General features: G+C 69.9%; 29 protein-coding genes. 19 read left to right on the top strand and 10 right to left on the bottom strand.

The features are described from left to right. Nucleotides 1-6 precede the first annotated feature (6 nt). Together ACWGI2_RS28235 and ACWGI2_RS28240 are read left to right on the top strand one after the other, a co-directional pair. Nucleotides 7-1,839 (top strand): bifunctional metallophosphatase/5'-nucleotidase, encoded by a 1,833-nt coding sequence (locus tag ACWGI2_RS28235; protein ID WP_453698346.1) that lies wholly within the window; start codon nt 7-9, stop codon nt 1,837-1,839. 121 nt (nt 1,840-1,960) lie between these two features. Continuing rightward, nucleotides 1,961-3,271, top strand: coding sequence for an LmeA family phospholipid-binding protein (locus ACWGI2_RS28240; protein WP_453698347.1), 1,311 nt, complete (start codon nt 1,961-1,963; stop codon nt 3,269-3,271). Nucleotide 3,272: 1 nt separating this feature from the next. On the opposite strand, the gene ACWGI2_RS28245 is transcribed toward ACWGI2_RS28240, so the two are convergent. From ACWGI2_RS28245 to ACWGI2_RS28270, 6 genes are all read right to left on the bottom strand, one after another. Continuing rightward, a complete protein-coding gene (locus tag ACWGI2_RS28245) occupies nt 3,273-4,688 on the bottom strand; it encodes a sensor histidine kinase (protein WP_453698348.1) in 1,416 nt (471 codons plus the stop codon). Further along, nucleotides 4,685-5,410 (bottom strand): response regulator transcription factor, encoded by a 726-nt coding sequence (locus tag ACWGI2_RS28250; RefSeq protein WP_453400796.1) that lies wholly within the window; start codon nt 5,408-5,410, stop codon nt 4,685-4,687. Before ACWGI2_RS28250 ends, ACWGI2_RS28245 begins: the two co-directional genes overlap by 4 nt. A gap of 45 nt (nt 5,411-5,455) precedes the next feature. Further along, a complete protein-coding gene (locus tag ACWGI2_RS28255; RefSeq protein ID WP_453698349.1) occupies nt 5,456-5,680 on the bottom strand; it encodes a hypothetical protein in 225 nt (74 codons plus the stop codon). Nucleotides 5,681-5,709: 29 nt separating this feature from the next. Beyond that, entirely contained in the window at nt 5,710-6,729 is a 1,020-nt protein-coding gene (locus ACWGI2_RS28260) for a S1C family serine protease (protein WP_453698351.1), read from the bottom strand. A gap of 496 nt (nt 6,730-7,225) precedes the next feature. After that, the gene (locus ACWGI2_RS28265) at nt 7,226-8,248 is read right to left on the bottom strand and encodes a LacI family DNA-binding transcriptional regulator (RefSeq protein ID WP_453400793.1); all 1,023 of its coding nucleotides are present in this window, start codon (nt 8,246-8,248) and stop codon (nt 7,226-7,228) included. A gap of 23 nt (nt 8,249-8,271) precedes the next feature. Then, nucleotides 8,272-9,096 (bottom strand): winged helix-turn-helix transcriptional regulator, encoded by an 825-nt coding sequence (locus ACWGI2_RS28270; protein WP_453400792.1) that lies wholly within the window; start codon nt 9,094-9,096, stop codon nt 8,272-8,274. A 242-nt stretch (nt 9,097-9,338) separates the two neighbouring features. Between ACWGI2_RS28270 and ACWGI2_RS28275 the strand changes: the two genes are divergently transcribed. The 8 genes from ACWGI2_RS28275 to ACWGI2_RS28310 all read left to right on the top strand — a co-directional run bounded on the left by ACWGI2_RS28275 (nt 9,339) and on the right by ACWGI2_RS28310 (nt 14,622). Then, entirely contained in the window at nt 9,339-10,256 is a 918-nt protein-coding gene (locus ACWGI2_RS28275; RefSeq protein ID WP_453698353.1) for an alpha/beta hydrolase, read from the top strand. Further along, entirely contained in the window at nt 10,250-10,504 is a 255-nt protein-coding gene (locus ACWGI2_RS28280; protein WP_160505846.1) for a MoaD/ThiS family protein, read from the top strand. Before ACWGI2_RS28275 ends, ACWGI2_RS28280 begins: the two co-directional genes overlap by 7 nt. A gap of 8 nt (nt 10,505-10,512) precedes the next feature. Then, nucleotides 10,513-11,724 (top strand): hypothetical protein, encoded by a 1,212-nt coding sequence (locus ACWGI2_RS28285; RefSeq protein WP_453698354.1) that lies wholly within the window; start codon nt 10,513-10,515, stop codon nt 11,722-11,724. Nucleotides 11,725-11,862: 138 nt separating this feature from the next. Further along, nucleotides 11,863-12,615 (top strand): LmeA family phospholipid-binding protein, encoded by a 753-nt coding sequence (locus ACWGI2_RS28290; RefSeq protein WP_453400789.1) that lies wholly within the window; start codon nt 11,863-11,865, stop codon nt 12,613-12,615. Between the two features lie 234 nt (nt 12,616-12,849). Further along, nucleotides 12,850-12,930, top strand: a complete 81-nt coding sequence (locus ACWGI2_RS28295) for a putative leader peptide (protein WP_351007875.1) — start codon at nt 12,850-12,852, stop codon at nt 12,928-12,930. A 155-nt stretch (nt 12,931-13,085) separates the two neighbouring features. Next, nucleotides 13,086-13,931, top strand: a complete 846-nt coding sequence (locus ACWGI2_RS28300; protein WP_453400788.1) for a sulfurtransferase — start codon at nt 13,086-13,088, stop codon at nt 13,929-13,931. A 48-nt stretch (nt 13,932-13,979) separates the two neighbouring features. Continuing rightward, complete coding sequence (locus ACWGI2_RS28305) at nt 13,980-14,267, top strand: DUF1416 domain-containing protein (RefSeq protein WP_160505842.1); 288 nt, start codon at nt 13,980-13,982, stop codon at nt 14,265-14,267. A gap of 91 nt (nt 14,268-14,358) precedes the next feature. Continuing rightward, nucleotides 14,359-14,622, top strand: coding sequence for a DUF3099 domain-containing protein (locus tag ACWGI2_RS28310; RefSeq protein ID WP_453400787.1), 264 nt, complete (start codon nt 14,359-14,361; stop codon nt 14,620-14,622). On the opposite strand, the gene ACWGI2_RS28315 is transcribed toward ACWGI2_RS28310, so the two are convergent. After that, nucleotides 14,616-14,978, bottom strand: a complete 363-nt coding sequence (locus tag ACWGI2_RS28315; RefSeq protein ID WP_453400786.1) for a DsrE family protein — start codon at nt 14,976-14,978, stop codon at nt 14,616-14,618. The genes ACWGI2_RS28310 and ACWGI2_RS28315 overlap by 7 nt on opposite strands. 284 nt (nt 14,979-15,262) lie before the next feature. Here ACWGI2_RS28315 and ACWGI2_RS28320 point away from each other — a divergent pair, with 284 nt between their 5' ends. From ACWGI2_RS28320 to ygfZ, 3 genes are read left to right on the top strand one after another with little or no spacing between them, the layout of a single operon-like run. Beyond that, nucleotides 15,263-15,835 carry an FABP family protein gene (locus ACWGI2_RS28320; protein ID WP_453698356.1) on the top strand — a complete coding sequence of 191 codons (573 nt, stop codon included), beginning with the start codon at nt 15,263-15,265 and terminating at the stop codon, nt 15,833-15,835. Nucleotides 15,836-15,851: 16 nt separating this feature from the next. After that, complete coding sequence (locus ACWGI2_RS28325) at nt 15,852-16,295, top strand: Fur family transcriptional regulator (RefSeq protein WP_453400784.1); 444 nt, start codon at nt 15,852-15,854, stop codon at nt 16,293-16,295. Between the two features lie 34 nt (nt 16,296-16,329). Then, nucleotides 16,330-17,295, top strand: coding sequence for a CAF17-like 4Fe-4S cluster assembly/insertion protein YgfZ (ygfZ, locus tag ACWGI2_RS28330; RefSeq protein WP_453698358.1), 966 nt, complete (start codon nt 16,330-16,332; stop codon nt 17,293-17,295). Between the two features lie 27 nt (nt 17,296-17,322). Here ygfZ and dtd read toward each other — a convergent pair whose 3' ends face one another. Next, nucleotides 17,323-17,760, bottom strand: coding sequence for a D-aminoacyl-tRNA deacylase (gene dtd / locus ACWGI2_RS28335; protein ID WP_453400782.1), 438 nt, complete (start codon nt 17,758-17,760; stop codon nt 17,323-17,325). Between the two features lie 178 nt (nt 17,761-17,938). Here dtd and ACWGI2_RS28340 point away from each other — a divergent pair, with 178 nt between their 5' ends. The 3 genes from ACWGI2_RS28340 to ACWGI2_RS28350 all read left to right on the top strand — a co-directional run bounded on the left by ACWGI2_RS28340 (nt 17,939) and on the right by ACWGI2_RS28350 (nt 20,937). Next, nucleotides 17,939-18,577: an RsiG family protein gene (locus tag ACWGI2_RS28340; RefSeq protein WP_453698359.1), complete on the top strand. Its 639-nt coding sequence runs from the start codon at nt 17,939-17,941 to the stop codon at nt 18,575-18,577. 60 nt (nt 18,578-18,637) lie between these two features. Further along, entirely contained in the window at nt 18,638-19,615 is a 978-nt protein-coding gene (locus ACWGI2_RS28345; protein WP_453698360.1) for an asparaginase, read from the top strand. A 71-nt stretch (nt 19,616-19,686) separates the two neighbouring features. Next, entirely contained in the window at nt 19,687-20,937 is a 1,251-nt protein-coding gene (locus ACWGI2_RS28350; RefSeq protein ID WP_453698361.1) for a GNAT family N-acetyltransferase, read from the top strand. A 76-nt stretch (nt 20,938-21,013) separates the two neighbouring features. Here ACWGI2_RS28350 and ACWGI2_RS28355 read toward each other — a convergent pair whose 3' ends face one another. Next, the gene (locus tag ACWGI2_RS28355; RefSeq protein ID WP_453698362.1) at nt 21,014-21,202 is read right to left on the bottom strand and encodes a hypothetical protein; all 189 of its coding nucleotides are present in this window, start codon (nt 21,200-21,202) and stop codon (nt 21,014-21,016) included. Between the two features lie 207 nt (nt 21,203-21,409). Between ACWGI2_RS28355 and ACWGI2_RS28360 the strand changes: the two genes are divergently transcribed. Next, on the top strand, nt 21,410-22,321 hold the full coding sequence (locus ACWGI2_RS28360) for a FadR/GntR family transcriptional regulator (RefSeq protein WP_453698363.1): 912 nt from the start codon (nt 21,410-21,412) through the stop codon (nt 22,319-22,321). A gap of 20 nt (nt 22,322-22,341) precedes the next feature. Here ACWGI2_RS28360 and ACWGI2_RS28365 read toward each other — a convergent pair whose 3' ends face one another. Then, nucleotides 22,342-22,530: a hypothetical protein gene (locus tag ACWGI2_RS28365; RefSeq protein WP_453400776.1), complete on the bottom strand. Its 189-nt coding sequence runs from the start codon at nt 22,528-22,530 to the stop codon at nt 22,342-22,344. A 125-nt stretch (nt 22,531-22,655) separates the two neighbouring features. Between ACWGI2_RS28365 and ACWGI2_RS28370 the strand changes: the two genes are divergently transcribed. Together ACWGI2_RS28370 and ACWGI2_RS28375 are read left to right on the top strand one after the other, a co-directional pair. Then, entirely contained in the window at nt 22,656-23,549 is an 894-nt protein-coding gene (locus ACWGI2_RS28370) for a winged helix-turn-helix domain-containing protein (protein ID WP_453400851.1), read from the top strand. A 29-nt stretch (nt 23,550-23,578) separates the two neighbouring features. Next, a complete protein-coding gene (locus ACWGI2_RS28375) occupies nt 23,579-24,286 on the top strand; it encodes an HAD family hydrolase (protein ID WP_453698365.1) in 708 nt (235 codons plus the stop codon). The last annotated feature ends 50 nt before the right edge of the window (nt 24,287-24,336 follow it).

A 24,336-nucleotide genomic window follows, 5' to 3' on the forward strand; every position in this document is an offset into this window, starting at 1 on the left:
GGACACGTGTCAGCCACTCCTCAGCCACGTCGGCCCAGACGCCGCGCCACCCGTGTGCTCGCCGCCGCGGCAGGTCTCGCCACGCTCGGTGCGCTGGCCGCCGCGCTGCCCGCGAGCGCCGGGCAGTCCGCCGGACAGGACACAGTCGGTGCGGCGGGTGCGGCGGGCAAGAAGCGCACCGTCGACGTGCAGTTGCTGTCCTTCAACGACTTCCACGGCAATCTGCAGCCGCCGGCCGGATCGTCGGGCCAGGTGACGGAGAAGCAGCCCGACGGGACCGAGAAGAAGATCGACGCGGGCGGTGCCGAGTACCTCGCCACGTCGCTCCGTACGGCCCGCAAGGGCAACCCCTACAGCGTCACGGCCGCGGCCGGTGACCTGATCGGCGCGAGCCCGCTCCTGTCCGGCCTGTTCCACGACGAGCCGACGGTCGAGGCGATGAACAAGCTCGACCTCGACGTCACCAGCGTCGGGAACCACGAGTTCGACGAGGGTGCCAAGGAGCTGGCCCGCATACAGAACGGCGGCTGCCACCCCAAGGACGGCTGCTTCGAGAAGGGCAAGAAGTTCCAGGGGGCCGACTACCCCTACCTCGCGGCCAACGTGACCGACGAGAAGACGGAACGGCCCATCCTCAAGCCGTACTGGGTGTGGAAGAACAAGGGCGTCAAGGTCGGCTTCATCGGCGTGACCCTGGAGGGCACGCCCGACATCGTCTCCGCCGAGGGCATCAAGGGGCTGAAGTTCCACGACGAGATCGAGACGGTCAACAAGTACGCCAAGATCCTCGACAAGCAGGGCGTGAAGTCGATCGTCACGCTCCTGCACGAGGGCGGCTCCCCCGCGTCGCAGAGCTACAACTACGACTGCGACTCCCCGGGCGCGGGCGACGGCATCTCGGGACCGATCACCACCATCGCCAAGGGCATCACGCCCAAGGTCGACGCGCTGGTCACCGGGCACACGCACTCCGCGTACGTCTGCACCATCCCGGACCCCGCGGGCAAGCCCCGCATGGTCACGTCCGCCTCGTCCTACGGGAAGCTCTACACGGACACGACGCTCACGTACGACCGCAAGACGAAGGACATCGTCCGTACGTCGGTGAAGTCGGCGAACCACGTCGTCAGCCGTGAGCAGGCCAAGGCCAAGGACATGACCTCGCTCATCGGGCGCTGGAACAAGCTGGCCGAGCCCGTTGCCAACAAGCCCGTCGGCTTCATCTCCGCCGACATCCCCGGCCGTGGCGCCGGGGTCCCCGAGGCGCCGCTCGGCGACCTGATCGCGGACGCGCAGCTCGCGCACGGCAAGTCCCTCGACCCCGAGACGGACCTGGCGCTGATGAACCCCGGCGGCATCCGCTCCGACCTCGTCCACAAGGCGAGCGGGAGCGAGGGTGACGGGGTGGTGACGTACGGCGAGGGCTTCACCGTGCAGCCGTTCAGCAACACGGTCAATCTCGTCGACTTGACCGGCGCGCAGCTGATCACCGGGCTCAAGCAGCAGGTGAGCGGGTCGAACGAGGCATCCCCGAAGATTCTGCAGATCTCGGACGGCCTGACGTACACGCTCGACATGACGAAGTCCGGCGCTGATCGTGTCGTGACAGACTCGATCAAGCTGGGCGGCAAGGCGATCGATCCGGCCACCACGTACCGTGTGGCGATGAACTCCTTCCTCGCGGGCGGCGGCGACGGCTTCGCCGAGCTCGGCAAGGGCACGAAGCCGCTGGTCGGCAGCGATGACCTGAAGGCGTTCAACGACTACCTGACCGCCAACTCCTCGGCGGACAAGCCGATCGCGCCGCCCAAGGCGGACAGGATCACCATCGTGAAGTGACTCGCGAAGTGGCTCGCGAAGTGAATGGCGCGTTAACAGACGCGCTCAGAAGGTGACCTAAAACGGTCGTTACTGGGCGTAAGGCTTGGGGTGGGGTGTGAACGTATGGTGAAATCAGCTGATGCGTTCCCCCCACCGCATAGCCACGCTTCCGCCCGATCACAACCAGGCCTATCCGTCTGATGGTTGGCACGCCGCATCGGTTCCCCCAGAAGCACCTCACGAGGCGGTAGAGACCACCGCTCCGCTCAATCCGTACGACGAGCTCGGCGCCCTCGCGGGGCCGAACCCGCTGGAGGACTTCCTCCGCGAGACGGACGACGACGACAACGACGCCGGGGCCGGCAAGGCCGACGCTCCCTGGCAGCCGCCGAACCACCGCCGCGGCAACCGTCGCCGCCGCAACCGGTTCGCCGGGCTCCCGCTCGCGGGCAAGGCCGTCGTCGCCCTCCTGGTCCTCGCCGCCTTCCTCGCGCTCGGTGACCGCTGGGCCCTGCTCTACGCCGAGCACGAGGCCGCGGAGAAGCTCAAGGACACCATGCACCTGAGCGCCGCGCCCGAGGTCGACATCGAGGGCTTCCCCTTCCTGACCCAGGTCCTCGACAAGCGCGTCGACAAGGTCAAGGTCACCGTCCCCGACGTCGCGGCCGACCGGATCTCGCTCGCCCAGGTCTCCGCCACCGCCGAGGACGTGACGATCACCGGCGACGGGCCCACCGACATCAAGGGCGCCCTCATCCGCGAGATGAAGGGCGAGGTGCTGCTCTCCTTCGACGACCTGAACCGTGAACTGGGCGCGTCCCAGGTCACGTTCACCGGCCACGGCAGCGACCAGGTCCTCGCGCGCGGCACCCTGCCTGTCGCGGGCCACGACCTGAAGCTGCGCGCCGACGCCCGCATCCAGCGCAACGGCGACCGCGGCATCTCCACCGACATCGGCAGGATGAGCCTGCAGATCGGCGACCTGGCGACCTACCGGCCCGGCACCCGCGAGTCCGAGGGCCTGCACCTCAGCAAGAAGTCCGCGGACCGCCTCGCCGAGGAGACCGCCAAGGCGAAGGCGCTGCTCTCCGTGCCGTCGATCGTCAAGCGGCTCGGGGTCTCCGACTCGGTGGTCAGCGGCGCCCTGAAGAGCGACTCGAAGCTCCACGACCTGGTCGGATCGCCGCGCTTCATCAACGACGTGATGGGCCTGAACCTCATCGACGTCGCGATGGGCCACCCCGAGCTCCTGAAGAAGCTGGGCCTGGACCCGGCGCTCCTCAAGGGCCTCTCCCAGCTCACCCGCCCCGTGCTCGCCGACCGCCTCACGCTCGCCTTCCAGCTGCCGAAGCTGCCGGGCGAGGGGAACGTGTGGCTGCGGGACGTGAGCGTGCAGAAGGACGGGATCCGGGTGCGGCTCACCGGGACGGGGCTCGGCATCGGCAAGTAGGTCACGCCGTGGCGGGGGGCGGGGTGGGCGCTCCCGGCAGGCTGACCGTCGCCACCGTCCCGCCGCCTTCGGCGGGCCGGAGCGCGACCTGGCCGCCGGACTGGTGCACGGTGCGGGCCACGATGGAGAGGCCGAGGCCCGATCCGGGGAGGCTGCGGGCCGACGGGGAACGCCAGAACCGGTCGAAGACGTGCGGGAGTTCGTCGTGGGGGATGCCGGGGCCGTGATCGCGGACGGTCAGCGCGCCGTCCTTCAGGGCCACCTCGACGGCGGAGCCCGAAGGCCCGAACTTCACCGCGTTGTCGAGGATGTTCACGATGGCCCGCTCAAGGGCCGGGGGCTCGGCGCGTACGTACCAGGGGGCGAGGTCCGCGGTGAAGGTCAGCTCGGGCCCGCGCAGGCGGGCCCGCTCCAGGGCGGCCTCCACGACCTCGTGCAGGGCGATGACCTGCACCTTTCCTCCCATCCCGCTGTCCGTGCGCGACAGCTCCTGCAAGTCGCCGATCAGCGAGGCCAGTTCGGTCATCTGCGCCGTGACGGAGGCGAGCAGGGCCTTGCGGTCGTCGGGCGGGATGGCGCGTCCGGTCTCCTCGCTGCGGGCGAGCAGCTCGATGTTCGTACGGAGCGAGGTGAGGGGGGTACGGAGCTCGTGACCGGCGTCGGCGATGAGCTGCTGCTGGAGGTCGCGGGACGAGGCGAGCGACGCGGTCATGGAGTTGAAGGAGCGGGAGAGGCGGGCGATCTCGTCGTCGCCGTCGGCGGGGATGCGGAGGTCGAGGTCTTCGGTGCGGGCTACGTGCTCGACGGCCTCGGTGAGCTGATCGACCGGTCGGAGGCCGGTGCGGGCCACCCATAGACCGGCTGCGCCTGCGCCGATGACGCCGATGCCGGCGACGAAGGCGAGGACGAGAGTCAGGTTGCCGAGGGTGTCCTCGACCTCGCTCAGAGGGCGGGCCACCGTGACGGCCAGGCCCTCCCCCCGAGGAGAGTCGAGCGCGTAGGTGAGGGCGCGGTACGAGTCGCCGTTGGAAGCCGTGGCGTTGTGGGAGACATCGCCCGACTGGCCCCGGGCGACCGCGGTGTCCGCATCGGTGACCTTGAGGGAGGTGCCGAGGATGGTGCAGCTGTCGCCGTTGCGGTCGACCACCTGAACCGTCGACTTGGCCAGGTCCGTGTTCTTCCGGTTGGGCACCCCCGGCAGGCACCGCCCGTCCCCGTCGATCAGGCTCAACACCTCGACCGCCCCGACGCGATTGGCGCTCAGCGAGTCGTCCAGGGAGTTCACGAGCACGTTGCGTACGACGAACCAGCAGGCCACGGCACTGGCCGCCACCGCGACCGCCACGGTTGCCGTGATCAGCAGCGCGAGCCGCGACCGCAGCGGCAGCGAACGCAGCCGCCGGAACATCCTGTTCACTCGCCGCCCCGCAGCACGTACCCCACACCCCGCACCGTATGAACGAGCCGGGGCTCGCCCCCCGCCTCCGTCTTGCGGCGCAGGTACATCACGTACACGTCCAGGGAGTTGGAGGACGGCTCGAAGTCGAAGCCCCAGACCGCCTTCAGGATCTGCTCCCGCGTAAGCACCTGCCGCGGATGCGCGAGGAACATCTCGAGCAGGGTGAATTCCGTACGGGTCAGTTCCACGGTCCTGGCGCCCCGCGTGACCTCCCGCGTCGCGAGGTCCATCCGCAGGTCGGCGAAGGCGAGCGTGTCGCCCTCCTCGGCCTGGCCCGCGGCGGCGGCGTACGAGCTGCGGCGCAGGAGGGCCCGGATGCGGGCGAAGAGTTCGTCGAGCTCGAACGGCTTGACCAGGTAGTCGTCGGCGCCCGCGTCGAGCCCCGTGACGCGGTCGCCCACGGTGTCGCGCGCGGTGAGCATCAGGATGGGCGTCACGGAGCCCGTCGCGCGGAGCCTGCGCGCGGCGGTGAGGCCGTCCATGCGGGGCATCTGGATGTCGAGGACGACGAGGTCGGGGCGGTAGGCGGCGGCCTTCTCCAGCGCGTCGGCGCCGTCGACGGCGACCTCCGTGCCGTACCCCTCGAAGGCGAGGCTGCGCTGCAGCGCCTCCCGCACGGCGGGCTCGTCGTCGACGATCAGGATGCGCAGCTGGTCGCGGTCGCCTTCGGCGGGGCTCATCGGCTTGGTACTTCCTCGGGTACGGGGTGGTGGACGGGGCCGGTATCAGCCTCGCACGCGCGCGCGGGGCTTGCGGCGTGCGGCGGGCCGGGGCGGCGCCTGGGCCGTGGCCACTTCCGGGGCGCGGGCCGCGGTGGCGCCGTGCAGTTCCCCGGCCACGGCGAGGGGGAGGCCGAGGCCCGCCGGGTCGGTGTCGGGCAGGCTGCCCCAGCCGATGGAGACGGCGAGGGCGTGCCGGGCGCGGTTGACGGTGATGGTCGGTCCGGGCATGGGGGCCTCCAGGGGGAGTGTGTTCGGGGTCAGTTCGTCTCGCCGGACCGCAGGGTGTCGAGGTCGGCCTTGACCGTGTTGATCGGGATGGCGAAACCGAGGCCGACGCTGCCCGAGCCGGACTGGGCCCCGGCCTGCGACGAACTGGGCGAGTACATCGCGGAGTTGATGCCGATGATGTTGCCGTTCATGTCGATGAGGGCGCCGCCGGAGTTCCCCGGATTGAGCGAGGCGTCGGTCTGCAGGGCCTTGTACGTGGTCTTCGACGAGCCGGTGTCGCCGTTGAACTGCTCGCCGCCGTACTCGAACGGCCAGCCGCCACCGCCCTGCTGTTGCTGCTGCCCCTGGTCCTCGTCCGTCGATACGGTGACGTCGCGGTCGAGGGCGGAGATGATGCCGCTGGTGACGGTGCCGGTCAGGCCCTCGGGGGAGCCGATCGCCACGACGTCGTCGCCGATCTTGACGTTGTCGGAGTTGCCGAGGCTCGCGGGCTTGAGCCCGGACGCGCCTTCGACCTCGATCAGCGCCAGGTCCTTCTTGCTGTCGGTGCCGACGACCTTCGCGTCGTACGACTTCCCGTCGTTCGTCGTCACCTTGACCGACGAGGCGCCGGAGATCACGTGGTTGTTGGTGATGATCTCGCCGTCCTCCGAGATGATCACGCCGGATCCCGTGGCCTCGCCCGAGCTGGACTTCGCGCTGATCTCCACGATGCTGGGGCTCACCGCCTGGGCGACGCCGGAGACGGTGCCTTTCTGGCTGGTGGGCACGACGTTCGTGTTGGTGGCGCTGCTCGACGTGCCGTCCTTGCCGGTCAGCTCCTGGAAGGCGTACGCGGTGCCGCCGCCTACCGCTGCGGCCGCGATGGCGACGGCGGCGAGGAGGGCCAGGGGGCCCTTGGCGCGGCGTCGCGGGGGCTTCGAGGGCTCTCCCGGTGCCTGCGCTTCCGGCGCGAAAGCGGGCGGGGGCGGGTACGCGCCCTGCGTACCGCCATGATGAACAGGCGCTGACGACTGCTGCTGGTGGGGGTACTCGCCGCTGTTTGTCATGGAATCTAGGCTGCGGGGTGTTCATGAGAGGCGACTGAGGACGCCCTGAGAACACCGGTAGAACCTTGTATGCCCCATATAAAGCGGGGCGCTTCCGCTGGGGGGTGGGCCGTACTAGACCGCCGCTTCGCGGCGGATTTTTTCCCGCCCACCCACCCGATCACCCCGCAGCTACCCACCCCTGCCGGAACGCTCCCGTTGTGGGTGGGGGAGGGCGGGCTGCTGCGTCGCCCCGCTGTGGGGATGGGGGGGCGGGCCCGCCAGATTGCCCCCGCTGTGGGTGGGGGTGGCGGGGGCTGTCGGGCTGCCGCCTCGACGTCCTTGCTGTGGGCAGGCGTTCCGCAGGGCGATGGGGGTCCCCCCGCTCGAGCGCAGCCGAGAGTGGGGGAGGGTGGGCACAGCCCCGAAGCTCCGGGTGAGCGGTGGGGCAGGCGTTAGTTGCAGCCGCGGGGCTGGCACAGCCCCGGAGCCGCAGGGTGCGGATGAGGCCGAGGGGTCAGTTGCAGCCGCAGGACTGCCGGACCACAAGCCGGGACGGGAACAGCTTCAGGCGTTCTCGGCGTGAGCCCGCCACGCGGAGCCCGTCGTCCAGGACCAGGTCGACCGCCGCCCGCGCCATCGCGGGGCGATCCGACGCCACCGTCGTCAGTGGCGGGTCCGTCAGGCCTGCTTCCTTCACGTCGTCGAAGCCGGCCACGGCCAGCTCACCCGGCACGTCGATCCGCAGCTCCCGCGCCGCCCGGAGGATGCCGATCGCCTGGTCGTCCGTGGAGCAGAAGATCGCCGTCGGCCGGTCGGGCCGAGCCAGCAGCTCCAGCGCCATCTGATACGCGTCGTACCGGTTGTACGGAGCCTCGAAGAGCCGCCCCTCCACCGAGTGCCCGGCCTCCCGCATGGCCCGCCGCCACCCCTCGACGTGGTCGGAGACGGGGTCACCGACGGTCGGGGTCTCGGCCGTGCCGCCGACGCACGCCACGTACTCATGGCCGTGTTCGAGCAGATGCCGCGTGGCCAGCTGCGCGCCGCCCAAGTCGTCCGTGACGACGGCGACGTCGTCGATCGCCTCGGGCCGCTCGTGCAGCAGCACGACCCGCGCGTCCCACGCGTCGATCTCCGCGGCGGCCGAATCCGTCAGGCCGTGGCTGACGAGGATCAGCCCCGAGACCCGCATGCCGAGGAACGCCCGCAGATAGTGGGCCTCGCGCTCGTCCACGTAGTCCGTGTTGCCGACGAGCACCATTTTTCCGCGCTCGGAAGCCGCCTGCTCAACGGCGTGTGTCATCTCCGCGAAGAACGGCTGCCGCGCGTCCGGCACGATCATGCCTATGAGGTCGGTACGCCGCGACGCCATGGCCTGGGCGACCCGGTCGGGCCGATACCCCAGCTCCTTGATCGCGGCGAGTACACGCTCGCGCGTGGCCGGGGCAACCGGCCTAGGTCCGTTGTTGATGACATAGCTGACGACGGCGGTGGAAGTACCCGCAAGTCGCGCAACGTCATCCCGAGTCACCTTGGCCACGCGCGGAGTCTACGCGGATGGAACTACCGCTGGGCAGGGCGTACGACAGCTTCCTTCGGCGGGGACTTCGGCGCGGACGCGGCGGGTGCCGCATCCCGCGTCGGGATCTCCCTGTGCTCACCCTCGGCCGGCGGCCGTACCGCCTTCGCCTTCTCCTCGTCGGCCGCTCGTTCGACCTTCTCCGGAGTGACGAAGCGGTAGCCGACATTCCGGACGGTGCCGATGAGCGACTCGTGCTCGACACCGAGCTTCGCGCGAAGGCGCCGTACGTGGACGTCGACCGTCCGCGTACCGCCGAAGTAGTCGTAGCCCCAGACCTCCTGGAGCAGCTGGGCCCGCGTGAACACGCGCCCGGGGTGCTGCGCCAGGTACTTGAGCAGCTCGAACTCCTTGAAGGTCAGATCCAGGACCCGGCCCTTCAGCTTCGCGCTGTACGTCGCCTCGTCCACGGAGAGATCGCCGTTGCGGATCTCCATGGGGGAGTCGTCGGCGGTGATCGACTGGCGGCCCATCGCGAGCCGCAGCCGCGCCTCGACCTCGGCCGGACCCGCGGTGTCCAGGAGTACGTCGTCGATGCCCCAGTCGGCGGTGACGGCCGCGAGACCGCCCTCCGTGACGACGAGGACGAGCGGACAGCCGGGCCCCGTGGAGCGGAGGAGCTGGCAGAGGCTGCGGACCTGCGGGAGGTCACGGCGGCCGTCGATCAGGATGACGTCGGCACCAGGGGTGTCGACGAGGGCCGGGCCTTCGGCGGGGGCCACCCGCACGTTGTGCAGCAGCAGGCCGAGGGCGGGAAGCACCTCCGTCGACGGCTGAAGGGCATTCGTGAGGAGCAGCAGAGAACTCATCGCGCCCCACCTGCCTGGGTCGTCTTACGGTTGTGCACGGTTCGCTCGCCCATAACGTCGGTTCCTCCTCGGTCCCTGCGAGGACGTTTACGGCACTGCTTCGTACTGCGTACTGCGTACTGCCGTGGTTCCGGAGCCCGCGCCCTGGGCTCCTGCGCGCTCTGTGTCCACAACGCGTCTGAAAGCACGAAAGGACCCGGGGGCTTCGCTGCCCGGATCCTCTGCCAAGGAGAATAGCCCACATGAGTTCCGGTCCGGCAGGTCAATTCGCACGATCTTCTGTGCGGCCGATCACTCACGTTCAACAGCGAGCAACGCTCCGTACACGCGACGGTGTCTCGATCGACGCCGCGTACGAGCCCGGTCCCGACCCGGACACGGACCTCGCGATCGTGCTCGCGCACGGCTTCACCGGAGATCTGGACCGGCCGCACGTGCGGCGCGCAGCCGGTCTCTTCGCCAAGGCCGCGGCCGTGATCACCTTCTCCTTCCGGGGCCACGGGGCGTCCGGCGGGCTCTCGACGGTCGGCGACCGCGAGGTACTCGATCTGGCGGCAGCGGTGGAGTGGGCCCGGTCCCTCGGCCACGCGCACGTGGTGACCGTGGGTTTCTCGATGGGCGGTTCCGTGGTGCTCCGGCACGCGGCGCTCGCGGGAGCAGCGCATGGGGGGCGCACGGAAGCGCGGGTTGACGCGGTGGTCGCTGTGAGTGCTCCGGCCCGTTGGTTCTACCGGGGGACGGCGCCGATGCGGCGGCTGCACTGGGTGGTGACGCGGCCCGCGGGGCGCGTGGTGGGCCGGTGGGGTCTGCGCACGCGAATCCACCCGCACGAGTGGGACCCCGTACCGCTCTCGCCGGTGGAATCCGTCCCCCTCATCGCGCCCACGCCGCTGCTGATCGTGCACGGTGACCGGGACCCGTACTTCCCCGTGGACCATCCCCGGATGCTGGCCGCGGCCGCGAAGGGCGGGGCGGAACTCTGGCTGGAGGCGGGCATGGGGCACGCGGAGAACGCGGCGGACGATGGGCTGCTCGGTCGGATCGCCGAGTGGGCCACGGCATCATGGACGTCGGCAACCGCCGAAGGAACGGCATCCGCCGAAGGAACGGCATCCGCCGAAGGAACGGCATCCGCCGAAGGAGAGGAGCTGCCATGGTGAACGGCACCATTCGTTACTGGGCCGCGGCCAAAGCAGCCGCAGGCGTCGCGGAGGAGCCGTACGCCGCGACGACGCTGGCCGAGGCGTTGGACGCGGCGCGCGAGCGACACCCCGGTGAGCTGGTCCGTGTACTGCGGCGATGCTCGTTCCTCATCGACGGCGACCCCGTGGGTACCCGTGGGCATGAGACGGTACGGCTGGCCGAGGGCGGCACGGTCGAGGTGCTCCCGCCGTTCGCAGGAGGGTGAGCAGCGATATGAGCGATCCGCGATATCAGGGGTACGGGGATTACGACCCCTACCGGGGGGACTATCCGCCTGCCGAGCCGCAGGCATACCCCTCTGACCAGCAGTACGCCCAGCAGCAGTACCAGTACCCGCAGCAGCCGTACGCCCAGGACGCCTCGTACACCCAGCAGTGGGAAGGGCAGACCTGGGACACGACGATCCAGCCTTCACCTGTGGTGGACGTGACGGAGACGGCTTATCTGCCCCCGCAGTCGTACGGTCAGCCGTTGCCTTCGGAGCCGACCCCGGCTTACTCCGAACCCGGCAGCCCTGGTGGCCATGCCCACCCTTCCCCAAGCTCTCAACTTCGTTCGAGCAGGGGAGACCCCAATCGCCCTGCGGGACGCCTGCCCATGGCGGAGGCTGGACCAGAAGCGGACGACTCTGCCACCTACGGCCCCGCCACCACCACCGGCAACCCCCGCGTCACCGACGCCCAGCGGGCCCGGGCCGAAGGGCGGTCGCCGATCATAGAGCCGGGGGTCCAGCCCGCCGCGCTGACCGCCGTGCTCGGGCTGCTGCTCGCCGGGACCGCCGCCGTCGGGCAGTACGCGCTCCTCGTACCGCTCATCCTGCTCCAGGCCGTCACCGCCGCCGGATGGTTCCGGCTCAACGGGATGTGGCCCGCCAGGCAGGGCATCGCGCTGGCCTTCATGGGCGGTGTCGTCGCCGACATCGCGCTGCTCGCCACCGGCAAGGAGAACGCGCCCGCCGCGATCCTCGGCACCCTCGGCGTCTGGGTGCTGCTCGTCCTGGTGCTCCAGCTGCGCAGCCGCGCCTCCGCCGACGAGCGGATGTCCGGTCTGATGGCGACCGTCGCGTCCGCCGCGCTCGCGATCATCGCGACCGGGCACCTCGCGGCGTCGGACGACGCCGTGACCGTGGGCGGCATCGCCGTCGCGGTCGCCGTGATCGCCCGCGCGCTGCCCCTGCCGACGCCCGCTTCGGTCGTCGTGGCGCTGCTCGCCGCCGCCGGAGCCGGTATCGCCGTCGGCGGTGCGACGGACTTCGGCAGCAAGGGCGCGCTCCTCGGCCTCGGAGCCGGCGTCTGCGCGCTGATCGGCCACCGGGTCGCCAGCTACGACTATCCGTCCCGCTTCGTGCACATGACGGCGGGTGTCGCCCTGCCGCTGGCCGCCGCGGCCCCGGCCGTCTACGTGCTCGGCCGTGCCATCGGCTGACCACGGAACGCGATCCGCACAGGCTGATCGTCACAGCTGATCGACAGGTCCCCGGCCGGGCTCTCCCGCCGGGGACCTGTCCTTTAGGCTCGCGGCAACGACAGCAAAGCGGGGGTACAAGGTGGGGGAACACCGGACATGAAGCGCTCCGTACGAATACTTCTGATCGTCCTCGTGATCCTGGGGGGTCTCTTCGTGGGCGCCGACCGCCTCGCGGTGGGCTTCGCCGAGGACGAGGCGGCGGAGAAGCTGCGTACCACCGAGGGGCTCAGCGAGACGCCCGACGTCTCCATCAAGGGCTTTCCCTTCCTGACCCAGGTCGCGGGCGGCACGCTCGACGACGTCGAGATCGGCATCGAGAACTACGACGCCACCTCCGGCTCCGACAAGATCCGCATCGCCGATCTGAACGCCCGGATGCAGGGCGTCGAGTTCTCCGGCGACTACAGCTCCGCCACCGCCGACAAGGCCACGGGCACCGCCCGGATCTCGTACGACGAGCTGCTCAAGGAGGCGCAGGGCGAGCCGCCCGTCGAGCTGCCGCTCGGCGCCACCGGCAAGGTCGTCGGGCTCTCGGACGGCGGCGACGGCAAGATCAAGGTCGAGGTCGAGGTGAGCAAGGGCGGCGCGAAGCTGCCCAAGCCGGTGCACGTGCTGAGCTCGGTCAAGGTCGAGGGCGACACGATCAAGGTGAACGCCGACGAGATCCCGAAGAAGTTCGAGGTCATGGGCGTCTCGATCCCGCTCCCCGAGGGCATGGTCCGCGATGTGACCGACTTCGAGGAGAAGATCACCGGCCTGCCGGGCGGCATCAAGATCGACGAGGTGGAGCCGGCGCAGGACGGCGTGGACATCTCGGTCAAGGGCACGAACGTGAAGCTCGCGGGCTGAGGCCAGGAACGGGCCGAACGAGCCTGATGGCGGCCGCTCGGAGCGGCCGTTCCGCAGTACGAGACGAAGCCGTCCGCGCGGTGGATGCGGCAGGGGCGAAAACAGGCCCCCGCCCCCGCACGGGCGGCTTCGCCGTTCAACCAATCCTCTCCCCATCCCACAATGCGGATGATCCCGTCTCATCATTCGACACCCCGGTGACACGGCCGCCCTCGCGTCCTTACGATCGGACGCATGCAGCGACAGGCGGACCTCACGAAGCGGCGGGCAGTAGACCTGTGCCGCGTCGCCGCCATGCTCTGTCGCACCTTCTGAGCGGGAGCTCCGACTCCCGCGTCCCCCAGGCCCGTTGACACCGTCAGGGCCACCCCGCGCCGCGTACGCCGCGCCACCGCGCGATCACAGCCCGTACCCGGCACCCCTCGCACAGCACCGCAGCCCCGCCGCAACTGCCCCGGAGGAGAAGAAGTATGAGCCGCAGCGACGTCCTGGTAGACGCCGACTGGGTCGAGGCCCACATCGACGACCCGAAGGTCGCCATCGTCGAGGTCGACGAAGACACCTCCGCGTACGACAAGAACCACATCAAGAACGCGATCCGCATCGACTGGACCGACGACCTCCAGGACCCGGTCCGCCGCGACTTCGTCGACCAGGAGGGCTTCGAGAAGCTCCTGTCGGCCAAGGGCATCGCGAACGACACCACCGTCGTCCTCTACGGCGGCAACAACAACTGGTTCGCGTCGTACGCCTTCTGGTACTTCAAGCTCTACGGCCACCAGGACGTGAAGCTCCTCGACGGCGGCCGCAAGAAGTGGGAGCTCGACTCCCGCGACCTGGTCGACGGCTCCGAGGTCCCGAATCGTCCGGCCACCTCGTACAAGGCCAAGCCCCAGGACACTTCGATCCGCGCCTTCCGCGACGACGTCGTGGCCGCGATCGGCGCGCAGAACCTCGTCGACGTGCGTTCGCCCGACGAGTTCAGCGGCAAGCTGCTCGCGCCGGCGCACCTGCCGCAGGAGCAGTCGCAGCGTCCGGGCCACGTCCCGTCCGCGCGCAACATCCCGTGGTCGAAGAACGCCAACGACGACGGCACGTTCAAGTCGGACGACGAGCTCAAGGCCCTCTACGAGGACGAGCAGGTCGACCTGGCCAAGGACACCATCGCGTACTGCCGCATCGGTGAGCGTTCGGCCCTGACCTGGTTCGTCCTGCACGAGCTGCTCGGCCAGACCAACGTCAAGAACTACGACGGCTCCTGGACCGAGTACGGCTCCCTGGTCGGCGTGCCGATCGAGCTCGGCGCCAACAAGTAATCCCTCCCCGAAGCCCGCAGTGACCTGACCAGTTAAGGACGAACGCATATGTGTGGAGCGAAGGCCGGCGGACCCGACGCCTCGACGATCAAGCCCGGCGAGACCACCATCCAGGGCCAGGTGACCCGCGACGGCGAGCCCGTCAGCGGCTACGTACGCCTGCTCGACTCGACCGGCGAGTTCACCGCCGAGGTCCCCACCTCGGCCACCGGCCAGTTCCGCTTCTACGCGGCCGAGGGCACGTGGACGCTGCGCGCCCTGATCCCGGGCGGCACGGCCGACCGCACGGTCGTGGCCCAGACGGGCGGCCTGGCGGAGGTCGCGATCGCGGTCTGACGACAGCGGATCACTGACGGCTGGAGGGCCGCACCCCAGGGGGTTGGACGCCACTGGAACGGGGTGCGGTCCTTCGGCTTACGCTGGTCGTATGTACGCGCGAAGGCGGCACGCCTACTTCGCCATGATGGGGATCTGCATCGCACTCTTCGTCCTGGCGTGGGGCGTCGTACGGCTCTGGTCCATCCCTGTCGCCGTCGGGATGTGCGTCGTGGCGATGGTGATCCCGCCGGTCGCCGCCATGGTCGCCAACCGGCGCGGTCCCGACGACCGCTGGTGGGACGATCCCTCGGGTGACTCGAAGTCCGACGAGTGGTGGGACGAGCTGGACGGGAAGCGGCGGCCCCGTCAGTAGACGAGCGCCTGCGTGCCCTCCGCCATGGCTTCCTGCACGAACACCTGCGCGCCCGCGATCCGCACCCCTTCGAGCACGTCCTTCTCGGTGATCTCGCGGCGCGCCGCGCACTGCGTGCAGAGCGTGATCTGCCCCGCGGCCAGGATCGAGTCGATCAGGCCGGGGAGCGGTGCCGCGTGCGGCAGCTCGAACTCCGCCGCGCGTCCCGGCAGTGCGAACCACGCCGACTCACCGGTCAGCCAGAGCGAGACCTCCACCCCGCTGGCCACGGCCACGGCCGCCACCGTGAACGCCTGCGAGCAGCGCTCGGGGGCGTCGGCCCCGGCGGTCACCTTGATCACGAGCTTCTTCGCCATGGCCGCATCGTAGGGCCATCCCCGCGGTCACCCGTAAGGCCACCTCGCAGAGAGGGGCGGGTCGCGCACGACTACAGTGGTATCGGCTCTGATACCTGCCCCAATAGCTCACCCCATAGCTCACCGAGGAGCACCCCGTGCTTGAGGCCTTCTTCTCCGCCCTGCTGGTTCTGGTCTGCATCGGCGTTCTCGCGTTCGCCGGACTGTCCGTGAAGAAGCTGTACCAGGGTCAGCGCTGAGCCCCGTACGCCCCGTACGCCACCTAGAGATCGTCTGAGCTTCCCATGATCGAGATTCCGTCCGACCTGCACCCCGACCTCGTGCCCCTCGTTTGGCTCCTCGGCAACTGGGCCGGCGCGGGTGTCACCGACTTCCCCGGCTCCGAGAAGGCGAATTTCGGCCAGGAAGTGTCCTTCACCCATGACGGGCGGGACTTCATCGAGTACCACTCGCACACGTGGGTGCTCGACGCCGAGGGCAACAAGGTCAAGCCGCTGGAGTCCGAGTCGGGCTTCTGGCGCGTCGACAAGGACCGCAAGGTCGAGACCGTGATGGTGCGCGACGACGGCGTCGTCGAGGTCTGGTACGGCGAGCTCGCCGACCAGAAGCCGCAGATCGACCTGGTCACGGACGCGGTCGCCCGCACGGCGGCGTCCGGCCCGTACACCGGCGGCAAGCGTCTCTACGGGTATGTGAAGGGCGACCTCATGTGGGTCGGCGAGAAGCAGACCCCCGAGGTGCCACTGCGTCCCTACATGTCGGCGCAGCTGAAGAAGGTCGTCACGCCCGAGGACGTCGCCGAGATGGCCCGGGGCCTGGGCGACCTGCCGGACGACGGCATCGCTTTCTTCAAGTAGGCCTACACTCCGAGGTGTGGTGAGCACCGACTGGAAAAGCGACCTGCGACAGCGCGGATACCGGCTGACGCCGCAGCGCCAGCTTGTCCTCGAAGCCGTCGACACCCTTGAGCACGCGACCCCCGACGACATCCTCTCCGAAGTGCGGAAGACGGCGTCGGGGGTCAACATCTCCACCGTGTACCGCACCCTGGAGCTCCTGGAGGAGCTGGGCCTGGTCAGCCACGCGCACCTGGGGCACGGCGCGCCGACGTACCACCTCGCGGACCGTCACCACCACCTCCACCTGGTGTGCAGGGACTGCACGAACGTCATCGAGGCGGATGTGTCGGTGGCCGCGGAGTTCACCGCGAAGTTGCGGGACACCTTCGGTTTTGACACCGATCTGAAGCACTTCGCGATCTTCGGGCGCTGCGAGAACTGCTCCGGCAGGAAGCCCGGGCCCTCCGGCAAGGAATAAGTACGCGTACCGGCAGGTCGTAGTGTGGGTGAACATGAAGAGCCCCCTCCTGTCCCTGCCCGGCGCCGTCCCCGCCGAGGGCGTGGACGAAGGCGTCGCCGCCCACTACGGCGACCTGTTCCGTGAGCAGCGCGCCCTCGCGGACGGCACCGGTCTCGTCGACCTCTCGCACCGCGGCGTCGTCACCGTCTCCGGACCCGACCGGCTGAGCTGGCTGCACCTGTTGCTCACGCAGCACGTGACCGAGCTGCCCGTCGGCCAGGCCACCGAGGCGCTGATCCTCTCCGCGAACGGCCACATCGAGCACGCCCTCTATCTCGTCGACGACGGCGAGACGGTGTGGGCGCACGTCGAGCCCGGTACGCAGGACGCGCTGGTCGCGTACCTGGAGAGCATGAAGTTCTTCAACCGGGTCGAAGTCGCCGACCGCACGGACGAGTTCGCCGTCGTGTACCTCCCGGCCGGTTCGATCGCGGCGGTGCCGGACGGCGTCGTCGTACGCGAGACTCCGCACGGCCGGGATCTGTTCCTGCCGCGTACGTCCCTGGAGTCGTACGCCGACGAGAACGCCCCCGCGGTCGGCATCCTCGCCTACGAGGCGCTGCGCGTGGAGGCGCATCGGCCGCGGCTCGGCTTCGAGACGGACCATCGCACGATCCCGCACGAGCTGGGCTGGATCGGCACGGCGGTGCATCTGCAGAAGGGCTGCTACCGCGGCCAGGAGACGGTCGCCCGCGTCCAGAACCTGGGCAAGCCGCCGCGCCGCCTGGTCTTCCTCCACCTGGACGGCAGCGAGGTCCACCTGCCGGCGGCCGGCACGGAGCTGCGCCTGGCCTCGGAGGGCGAGGAGGGCCGGAAGCTGGGCTTCATCACGACAGCGGTACGCCACCACGAGCTGGGCCCGATCGCCCTGGCTCTGGTGAAGCGGAACGTTCCGCTGGACGCGGCGCTGAGCGCGGGGGGCACGGCGGCAGCCCAGGAGGTCGTGGTCGAGCCGTAGCTGCGGGGTAATCGGGTGGGTGGGCGGTCACATTTCGAGCAGCACCGTGAACGGCCCGTCGTTCGTCAAAGCCACCCGCATCTGTGCGCCGAAGCGCCCCGTCGCCACCGTCGCGCCCAGAGACCGTAGTTGGGCCACGACCTCGTCGACCAGGGGCTCGGCGACATCGCCGGGCGCGGCGGCGTTCCAGGTGGGCCTGCGGCCCTTCCTCGCGTCGCCGTACAGCGTGAACTGGCTGATGACCAGCAGCGGCGCGTCGATGTCCGAGCAGGACTTCTCGTCGGCCAGCATCCGAACGGACCAGAGTTTGCGGGCCAGTTGGGCCGCCTTCTCCTTGGTGTCCTCGTGGGTCACGCCCACGAGGACGCACAGTCCCTCGCCGTTGATCTCGCCGACCGTCTCGGGGCCGTTCTCTCCCTGGACGACGACGCTCGCCCCGTCCACCCTCTGCACCACAGCACGCATATGGCCCATCATGCCTGCTCCGTACGGCCGTGGTGCGCCGCCGTATGCGCCGTCCATGGGGTGCCCTGAACCCCCCATCTGGGGCCGATTGGGGGCACTCGCTCACATAGCGGCCACCGGGGGTGGCACCATGCTCACACGCGGTGTACCGCGCCGGTCGAGGGGACGGTAGAGCCACATGAGCACACCAAGTACGGGTCAGCCGCCCGGATCTGTGTCACTGACCCGCATGAGCGCCGCGCGGCGTACGAACGTGCCGCGTCCGCCCATGCAGCGCACGGGCAGCGCGGTGCTGTCCGGGCAGCCCGAGCACGACCTCCCCGCGCTGCTCCTGCGCGAGCTGCGTGAGCTGCGCAAGGACGCGCAGCAGAACGAGGCGGACCTGAGCTACGTCCGGCGCCTGCTCCAGGGGCGGATCGACATCCTGCGGGCCGAGGTCGCGCGCCGCAGGGACCCGGCGGCGCCCGGTCCCGAGGGGCTGGGCCCGGCGGAGGGGCCCGTCGTGAGCCGGCTCTCGGAGATCCTCACGGACGGCCCCGCACGGCACCGCTCGTCGGCCCGGCATGTGACGCTGGGCACGCCGCACAGCGCGGAGTACGGCCTCCTGGCGACGGAGATGCTCGCCGAGGTCGAGCTCTCCGACCTGGACGCCCGCACGGACGACGAGCTGCACACGGCCATGGGACGCCTCGTCCGCTACGAGCAGCAGGTTTCCCGGCGCCGTCAGCAGCTGCAGCGCACGGCGGACGATTGCAGCGCGGAGATCGCCCGCAGGTACCGTGAAGGCGAAGCACAAGTAGACGACCTGCTCGCGTGACCCGGTGATCCCGGCTTCCGCGGGCGGCCGCCACGCCACCCCCGCCCCGGAAGGCCGAAGATGACCTCGACGTCCGCCGAGTCCGTCGCCACCCCTGTCATATCCCCGGTCCTCGCCGAGGTCGTACGTTCAGGCTTCGTCGAGGGCCGTCACAGGGGAAGTCTGGTGCTGCTCGCGGCGGACGGCAGTGTGGAGCTGGCGATGGGGGACGTGACGGCCCCCGTCTTCCCGAGGTCCGCCAACAAGCCGATGCAGGCGGCCGCGGTGCTGCGGGCGGGGCTCGACCTGGCGGGCGAGCGTCTCGCGCTGGCCGCGGCGAGCCACTCCGGGGAGGTGTTCCACCGGGACCTCGTCCAGAAGATGCTGGCGGAGTACGGCCTGACGGCGGCTGACCTGCAGTGCCCGCCCGACCTCCCGCTCGACGCGGTCGAGGCCGAGACATATCTGGCAGCGGGTGCCGTTCGTGACCGGGTGACGATGAACTGCTCCGGCAAGCACGCGGCGATGCTGGCGGTGTGCGACCTGAACGGCTGGCCCGCGGGTTCCTACCTGGACCCGGGCCACCCCCTCCAGCAGCTGATCCGCCAGGTGGTCGAGGAGGCCGCGGGGGAGCGGGTGACGGCCGTCGGCACGGACGGCTGCGGCGCCCCTCTGATGGCGATCTCCCTGACCGGCCTGGCCCGCGCCTTCCGCCACTTCGTCCTCGCCCCCGAGGAGACGGCGGAGCGCAGGGTCGCGGACGCGATGCGGGCCCACCCCGAGTACGTGGCCGGCACGCGCCGCCCCGACACCTGGCTCATGCGCGAGATCCCGGGCGCCCTCTCCAAGATGGGCGCCGAGGCGGTCCAGGCGTTCGCCCTGCCGGACGGCCGCGCGCTCGCCTTCAAGGTGGACGACGGAGGGATACGGGCCCTGGGCCCCGTCCTGGCCCGCGCCCTGCGCCTGGCGGGCGTGGAGGAGGACGTACTCGCCCGCGTCGGCCGCGCGCCCCTCCTTGGCGGCGCTGTCGAGGTGGGGGAGATCCGGGCGGCGTTCTAGGACCACCGGGAGCCACCGGGCCCCAGGTAAAGCGGGTGCACCCCCGGCCCCGGCAGACCTAGCCTGGCCGTATGAGTGATCTTGACGTCAGGGCCATCACCGAGGACGAGCTGCCCGAGTGGATCCGCGCCGTCAACGCCGGGTTCCTGCGGCCGCTGGCGAAGGTCTCGGACGAGGTGGTGGCCAACCGCAGGGAGAGCCTCGACTTCGGCCGCAACCAGGCCGCCTTCGACGGTGACCGTGCCGTCGCGACGTTCAGGTCCTTCCCGCAGAAGCTCACCGCCGTGGGCGGCGCCCCCGTCCCGGCCGACGCCATCTCGGGCGTCACGGTCTCCCCGACCCACCGCCGGCGCGGCCTGCTGAGCCGCATGATGTCCGCCGACCTCACCGCCGCCAAGGAGCGCGGTGACGTCGTCGCCACGTTGATCGCCGCCGAGCATCCGATCTACGGACGCTACGGCTTCGGGCCCGCCACCACCGCCACCGAGTGGACCATCGACGTACCGCGGGCCGGGCTCGACCCCCGCTGGGCGGGCCCGGAGGGCGGCGCCCGTATCGACCTCGTGGATGGCGGCGACGTACGCAAGGAGGGCCCGCCCCTGCACGAGCGGCTGCGCGCCCGCCTGCACGGTGTCACCGACCGCGACGAACGCTGGTGGCTGGAGAACACCGGGCAGCTCGTGACCCCGGAGAACCCGTGGACCGAGCCCTTCCACGCGCTCTACCGCTCCCCGTCCGGAGAGGTCGAAGGCCTGGTCACGTACGCGACGGAGGACAGCTGGAGCGACAGCAGCCAGCCGCGGAACACCGCGACCGTGCAGCGGCTGATCGCCACCACGCCCGAGGCCGAGCGCGCCCTGTGGCACTACCTCTGCTCGATCGACTGGGTGAGCGTCGTGAAGACGGGCAACCGCGCCCCCGACGACCTGCTCCCGCTCTTCCTGCCTGACCCCCGAGCGGCCCGCCTCAGCAGGCAGACGGACTGGCTCTGGGTGCGGATCCTGGATGTCGTACGGGCCCTGGAAGCACGTACGTACGAGGCGTCGGCGTCCCTCGTCCTGGAGATCGGGGACCGCGCGGGCCTCGCGGGTGGCCGCTACCGCCTTGACGCTTCGCCCGGCGGCGCGGTGTGCGCGCCGACCGCGGACCCGGCCGAACTGTCCCTTGGCGTGGGTGAGTTGGGGACGCTGTGGCTCGGTGACGAGTCCGCGGTGCGGCTTGCGGCGGCGGGACGGGTGACGGAGGAGCGGGTGGGCGCCGCCGCTGTCGCCGACGCCCTGTTCCGTGCGTCCCGGCGCCCGTGGTGCCCGGACATGTTCTGAGCTGACCCCTCGAGGTGGTGATGGCTGACCGGACTCCCGGCTCCCCTCCGGATGGGAGCCCGGTCAGCCAGCTCTGTCAGCTGCCCGACTGGGCGAGCAGCAGGACGAGGAGCGCAGCCCCGACGCCGCTGATCTTGGTGTTCTTGGCCTTGATGCCCACGGTCAGCAGGACGAAGGCGACGATGCCCATCGGTCCGTACTTCCACTGGATGAGCTGCTCGAATCCGATCACGAGGGCGGCGATGACGATGGCGATGAGCGGCATGACGTTCCCCCTTTCGGGACGGGGCATGCGGACCCCGTCCCATCCGGTCGGCAGCCATCCGATGGCGCACTACTGGCGGCCAACCCCTCGGGGTTCCTGCCAGGTTGCCTAAGTTGGCTACCAACTTCATCTGAGTTATCTCCGCGATGGCTCGATTCATAACCACCTTCCGAGCAACTCCCCAAAGATGGCGCGAAGTTGTACTGTTTGGTTGTGAGCCCGGAACCTGCCCCCGTCAACGGGATGAAGAGGCCGCCGAGGTCGCATCGCGAGGTGGCCGACGAACTGCGCGACCGGATCAGATCCGGGACGCTGCGGCCGGGCCAACGCATGCCGACCCAGGCCGAGTTGGCCGACGAGTTCGGTGTCGAGCGCGGCGCGATACGCGAAGCGCTGCGCACTCTGCAGGGCGAGCACCTGCTGGCGAACGTGTCCAAGGGGAGCCCGGCCACGGTCGCCTTGACGTCGAAGCAGGCGCTGTCCGGGCCCGGCGGCGTGAAGCCGCAGCCCACCATGGTCGGCCTCGCCCCGCGCATCGCCGCGGCGTTCGAGGCCCCTCATGTGGAGATCGACGCGCTCTGTCTGACCTCCATCTCGCTCACGATGGCGATCGGGGAACCGCTCCGCCAGATTCACGCCGGACAGCGGAAACCGGCCAAGGTCGACGTCCGGGTGCTGCTGCCGAGCCGCAGCATCGATCTCGCCTTTCCTGCGCCGGTGGACAGTGGGGACGACGAGAGCGGCCAGGTGCACAGGCGCTGGCTCGACCAGCGGAACGCGCAGGGGCAGGTGCTGCGGCACAACCTGCTCGCGCTGCGCACCTCGCACGGCATCGACGTGAACGTCTCGTTCCGAGCGCTGCCGTTCACGCCGCCGGTGAAGCTGTATCTCCTCAACGGCTCCGAGGCGCTCTTCGCGTACTACACGCTGACCAAGCAGAGCGAAGAGATCGACCACGAGTACCTGGAGATGTACGACGCCCAGGGCGCGCAGTCGATGCTCTTCCCCTTCCACCAGGGTGACGGCCTGCGGGACACGACGTTCGTGGAGCAGTCCCATCTGTGGTTCAACGCGCTCTGGGGCACGATCAGTCAGGACCTGGAACTGGCGCGCGGCTAGCTTCGCCGGACACCGGCCCGCTACAGCGCGGGCCCGGTCATCATCAGTGCGAGGACGACGGCGCCGATGGAACTGCAGGTGGGGCTCTTCGCCTTGATTCCGACGGTCAGGAGCAGCAGCCCGGCGATGCCCATGGGCCCGTACTGCCACTGGACGAACTGCTCGAAGGTGACGGCGAACGCGGCTGCGAGGAGGGCGAGGACGGCCATGATGGTTCCCCCTTCTGCCATCTCGGGTGAGTTGGCAACCAACTTCACTTAAGTTGTCCCCACTTGGCCCCACAACATAAACAACTTCAAGACAACTGCCCTGAGATGGCGGGGAGTTGTATCGTCTGGTCGTGACCCAGGAGAACGTTGCAGTGAACGGCAGCAGAAAACTCACGCCCCAGGACATCGCAGACACCCTCCGCGACCGCATCCGCTCCGGCGACCTCAGACCGGGCGACCGCCTCCCCACGCAAGCGGTGCTCGCGGAGGAGTTCGGCGTGGAGCGGGGCACGGTGCGCCAGGCGCTGAGGACACTGCAGGACGACGGCCTCCTCGCCAACGTGAGCAAGGGCAGCCCACCAAGGATCGCGGCGGATGCGCCGGGGGCGACGTCGGCGGCCGTGGAACCGCAGGCCTCGATGGTGGGCCTCGCGCCACGTCTCGCTGCCGCGTTCTCGGAGCCGCAGGTGCGGATAGACGTGGTGTCGTACACGGCGGAGACGCTGATACTGGCGCTCGGTGATCCGCTGCGCCGCATCCACGAGGGACTCATCCGCCCCGAGTCGATCACCGTCCGCATCCTGCTGCCCAGCAGCGACATCAACCTGGCCTTTCCCCGGCCGGTCAACGGGGAACGCGACGTGGACGGCAGGGTCCACGAGCGCTGGCTCGCGCTGCGCAACACCCAGGGACAGGTGCTGCGCCACAACCTCCGCGCGCTGCGGTCCTCGCACGGCATCGATGTGGACGTGTCGTTCCGCGCACTGCCGTTCACGCCGCCGGTGAAGCTGTATCTCCTCAACGGCTCGGAGGCGCTCCTCGCCTACTACACGGTCGAGCGCAGCACGCTGGACATCGGCAGCGCGGAGATGGAAGCGTTCGACGTCTCCGGACTGAAGTCACCCCTGTTCTCCTTCGAGAAGAACGCGGCCCCCCGGGACGCCGCGTTCGTCGAAGAGTCCCAGAAATGGTTCGACGCGCTCTGGGCAACCATCGCGACGGAGCTGACACTCTCTTAGTGACTCCTGATACGACACAGACTGAGTGGATGGCGGAAGAGACCGAGAAACTGCGGGAACTGATCGAACGCGCCCGCTACGTACTCTTCGACTTTGACGGCCCCATCTGCCGGCTGTTCGCCGGGCACTCGGCGGAGCGGATCGCGGGTGACCAGGTCCGCTGGCTGGAGGGGAGAGGGCTGCACGGGCTGCTGACCGACGAGGAGCGGGAGCAGCCCGATCCGCACGCCGTCCTGCGGGCGGTCGACCGCAGGCACCCCGGCAGCGATCTGGTGGCCGAACTGGAGGAACGGCTCACCCATCAGGAGCTGACGGCAGTGGCCTCGGCGTGGCCGACCCAGTACGCGGACCCCCTGATCATGACGTGGCACGCCATGGGCTCCCGCCTGGCCGTCACCACGAACAACTCACCCCGCGCGGTGACCCGCTACCTGGAAGACCGGCAGCTGAGCCAGTGCTTCGCCCCGCACATCTACGGCCGCACCCAGGCCCTCCACCTCCTCAAGCCGAACCCCCACTGCCTCAACCGGGCCCTCAGCGCGATGGGCGCGGAGCCCTCCGCCGCACTGATGATCGGCGACGCCCCCACGGACCACGAGGCGGCCGAACAGGCCGGAGTGGCCTTCTTGGGCTACGCGCGTAACGAACGAAAGGCGAAGCTCCTGAAGGAAGCGGGGGCGTCGTGCGTGGTGAGTTCGCTGGAGCCGGTGCTGCAGGTGCTGCGCTCTCAAGCCTGAGCCGTCTTCGAACGTCGCGACCCCAAGGAGTGGCGCGTACCTCATTGGGC

The sequence above is a fragment of the Streptomyces sp. NPDC054866 genome (assembly GCF_053610745.1).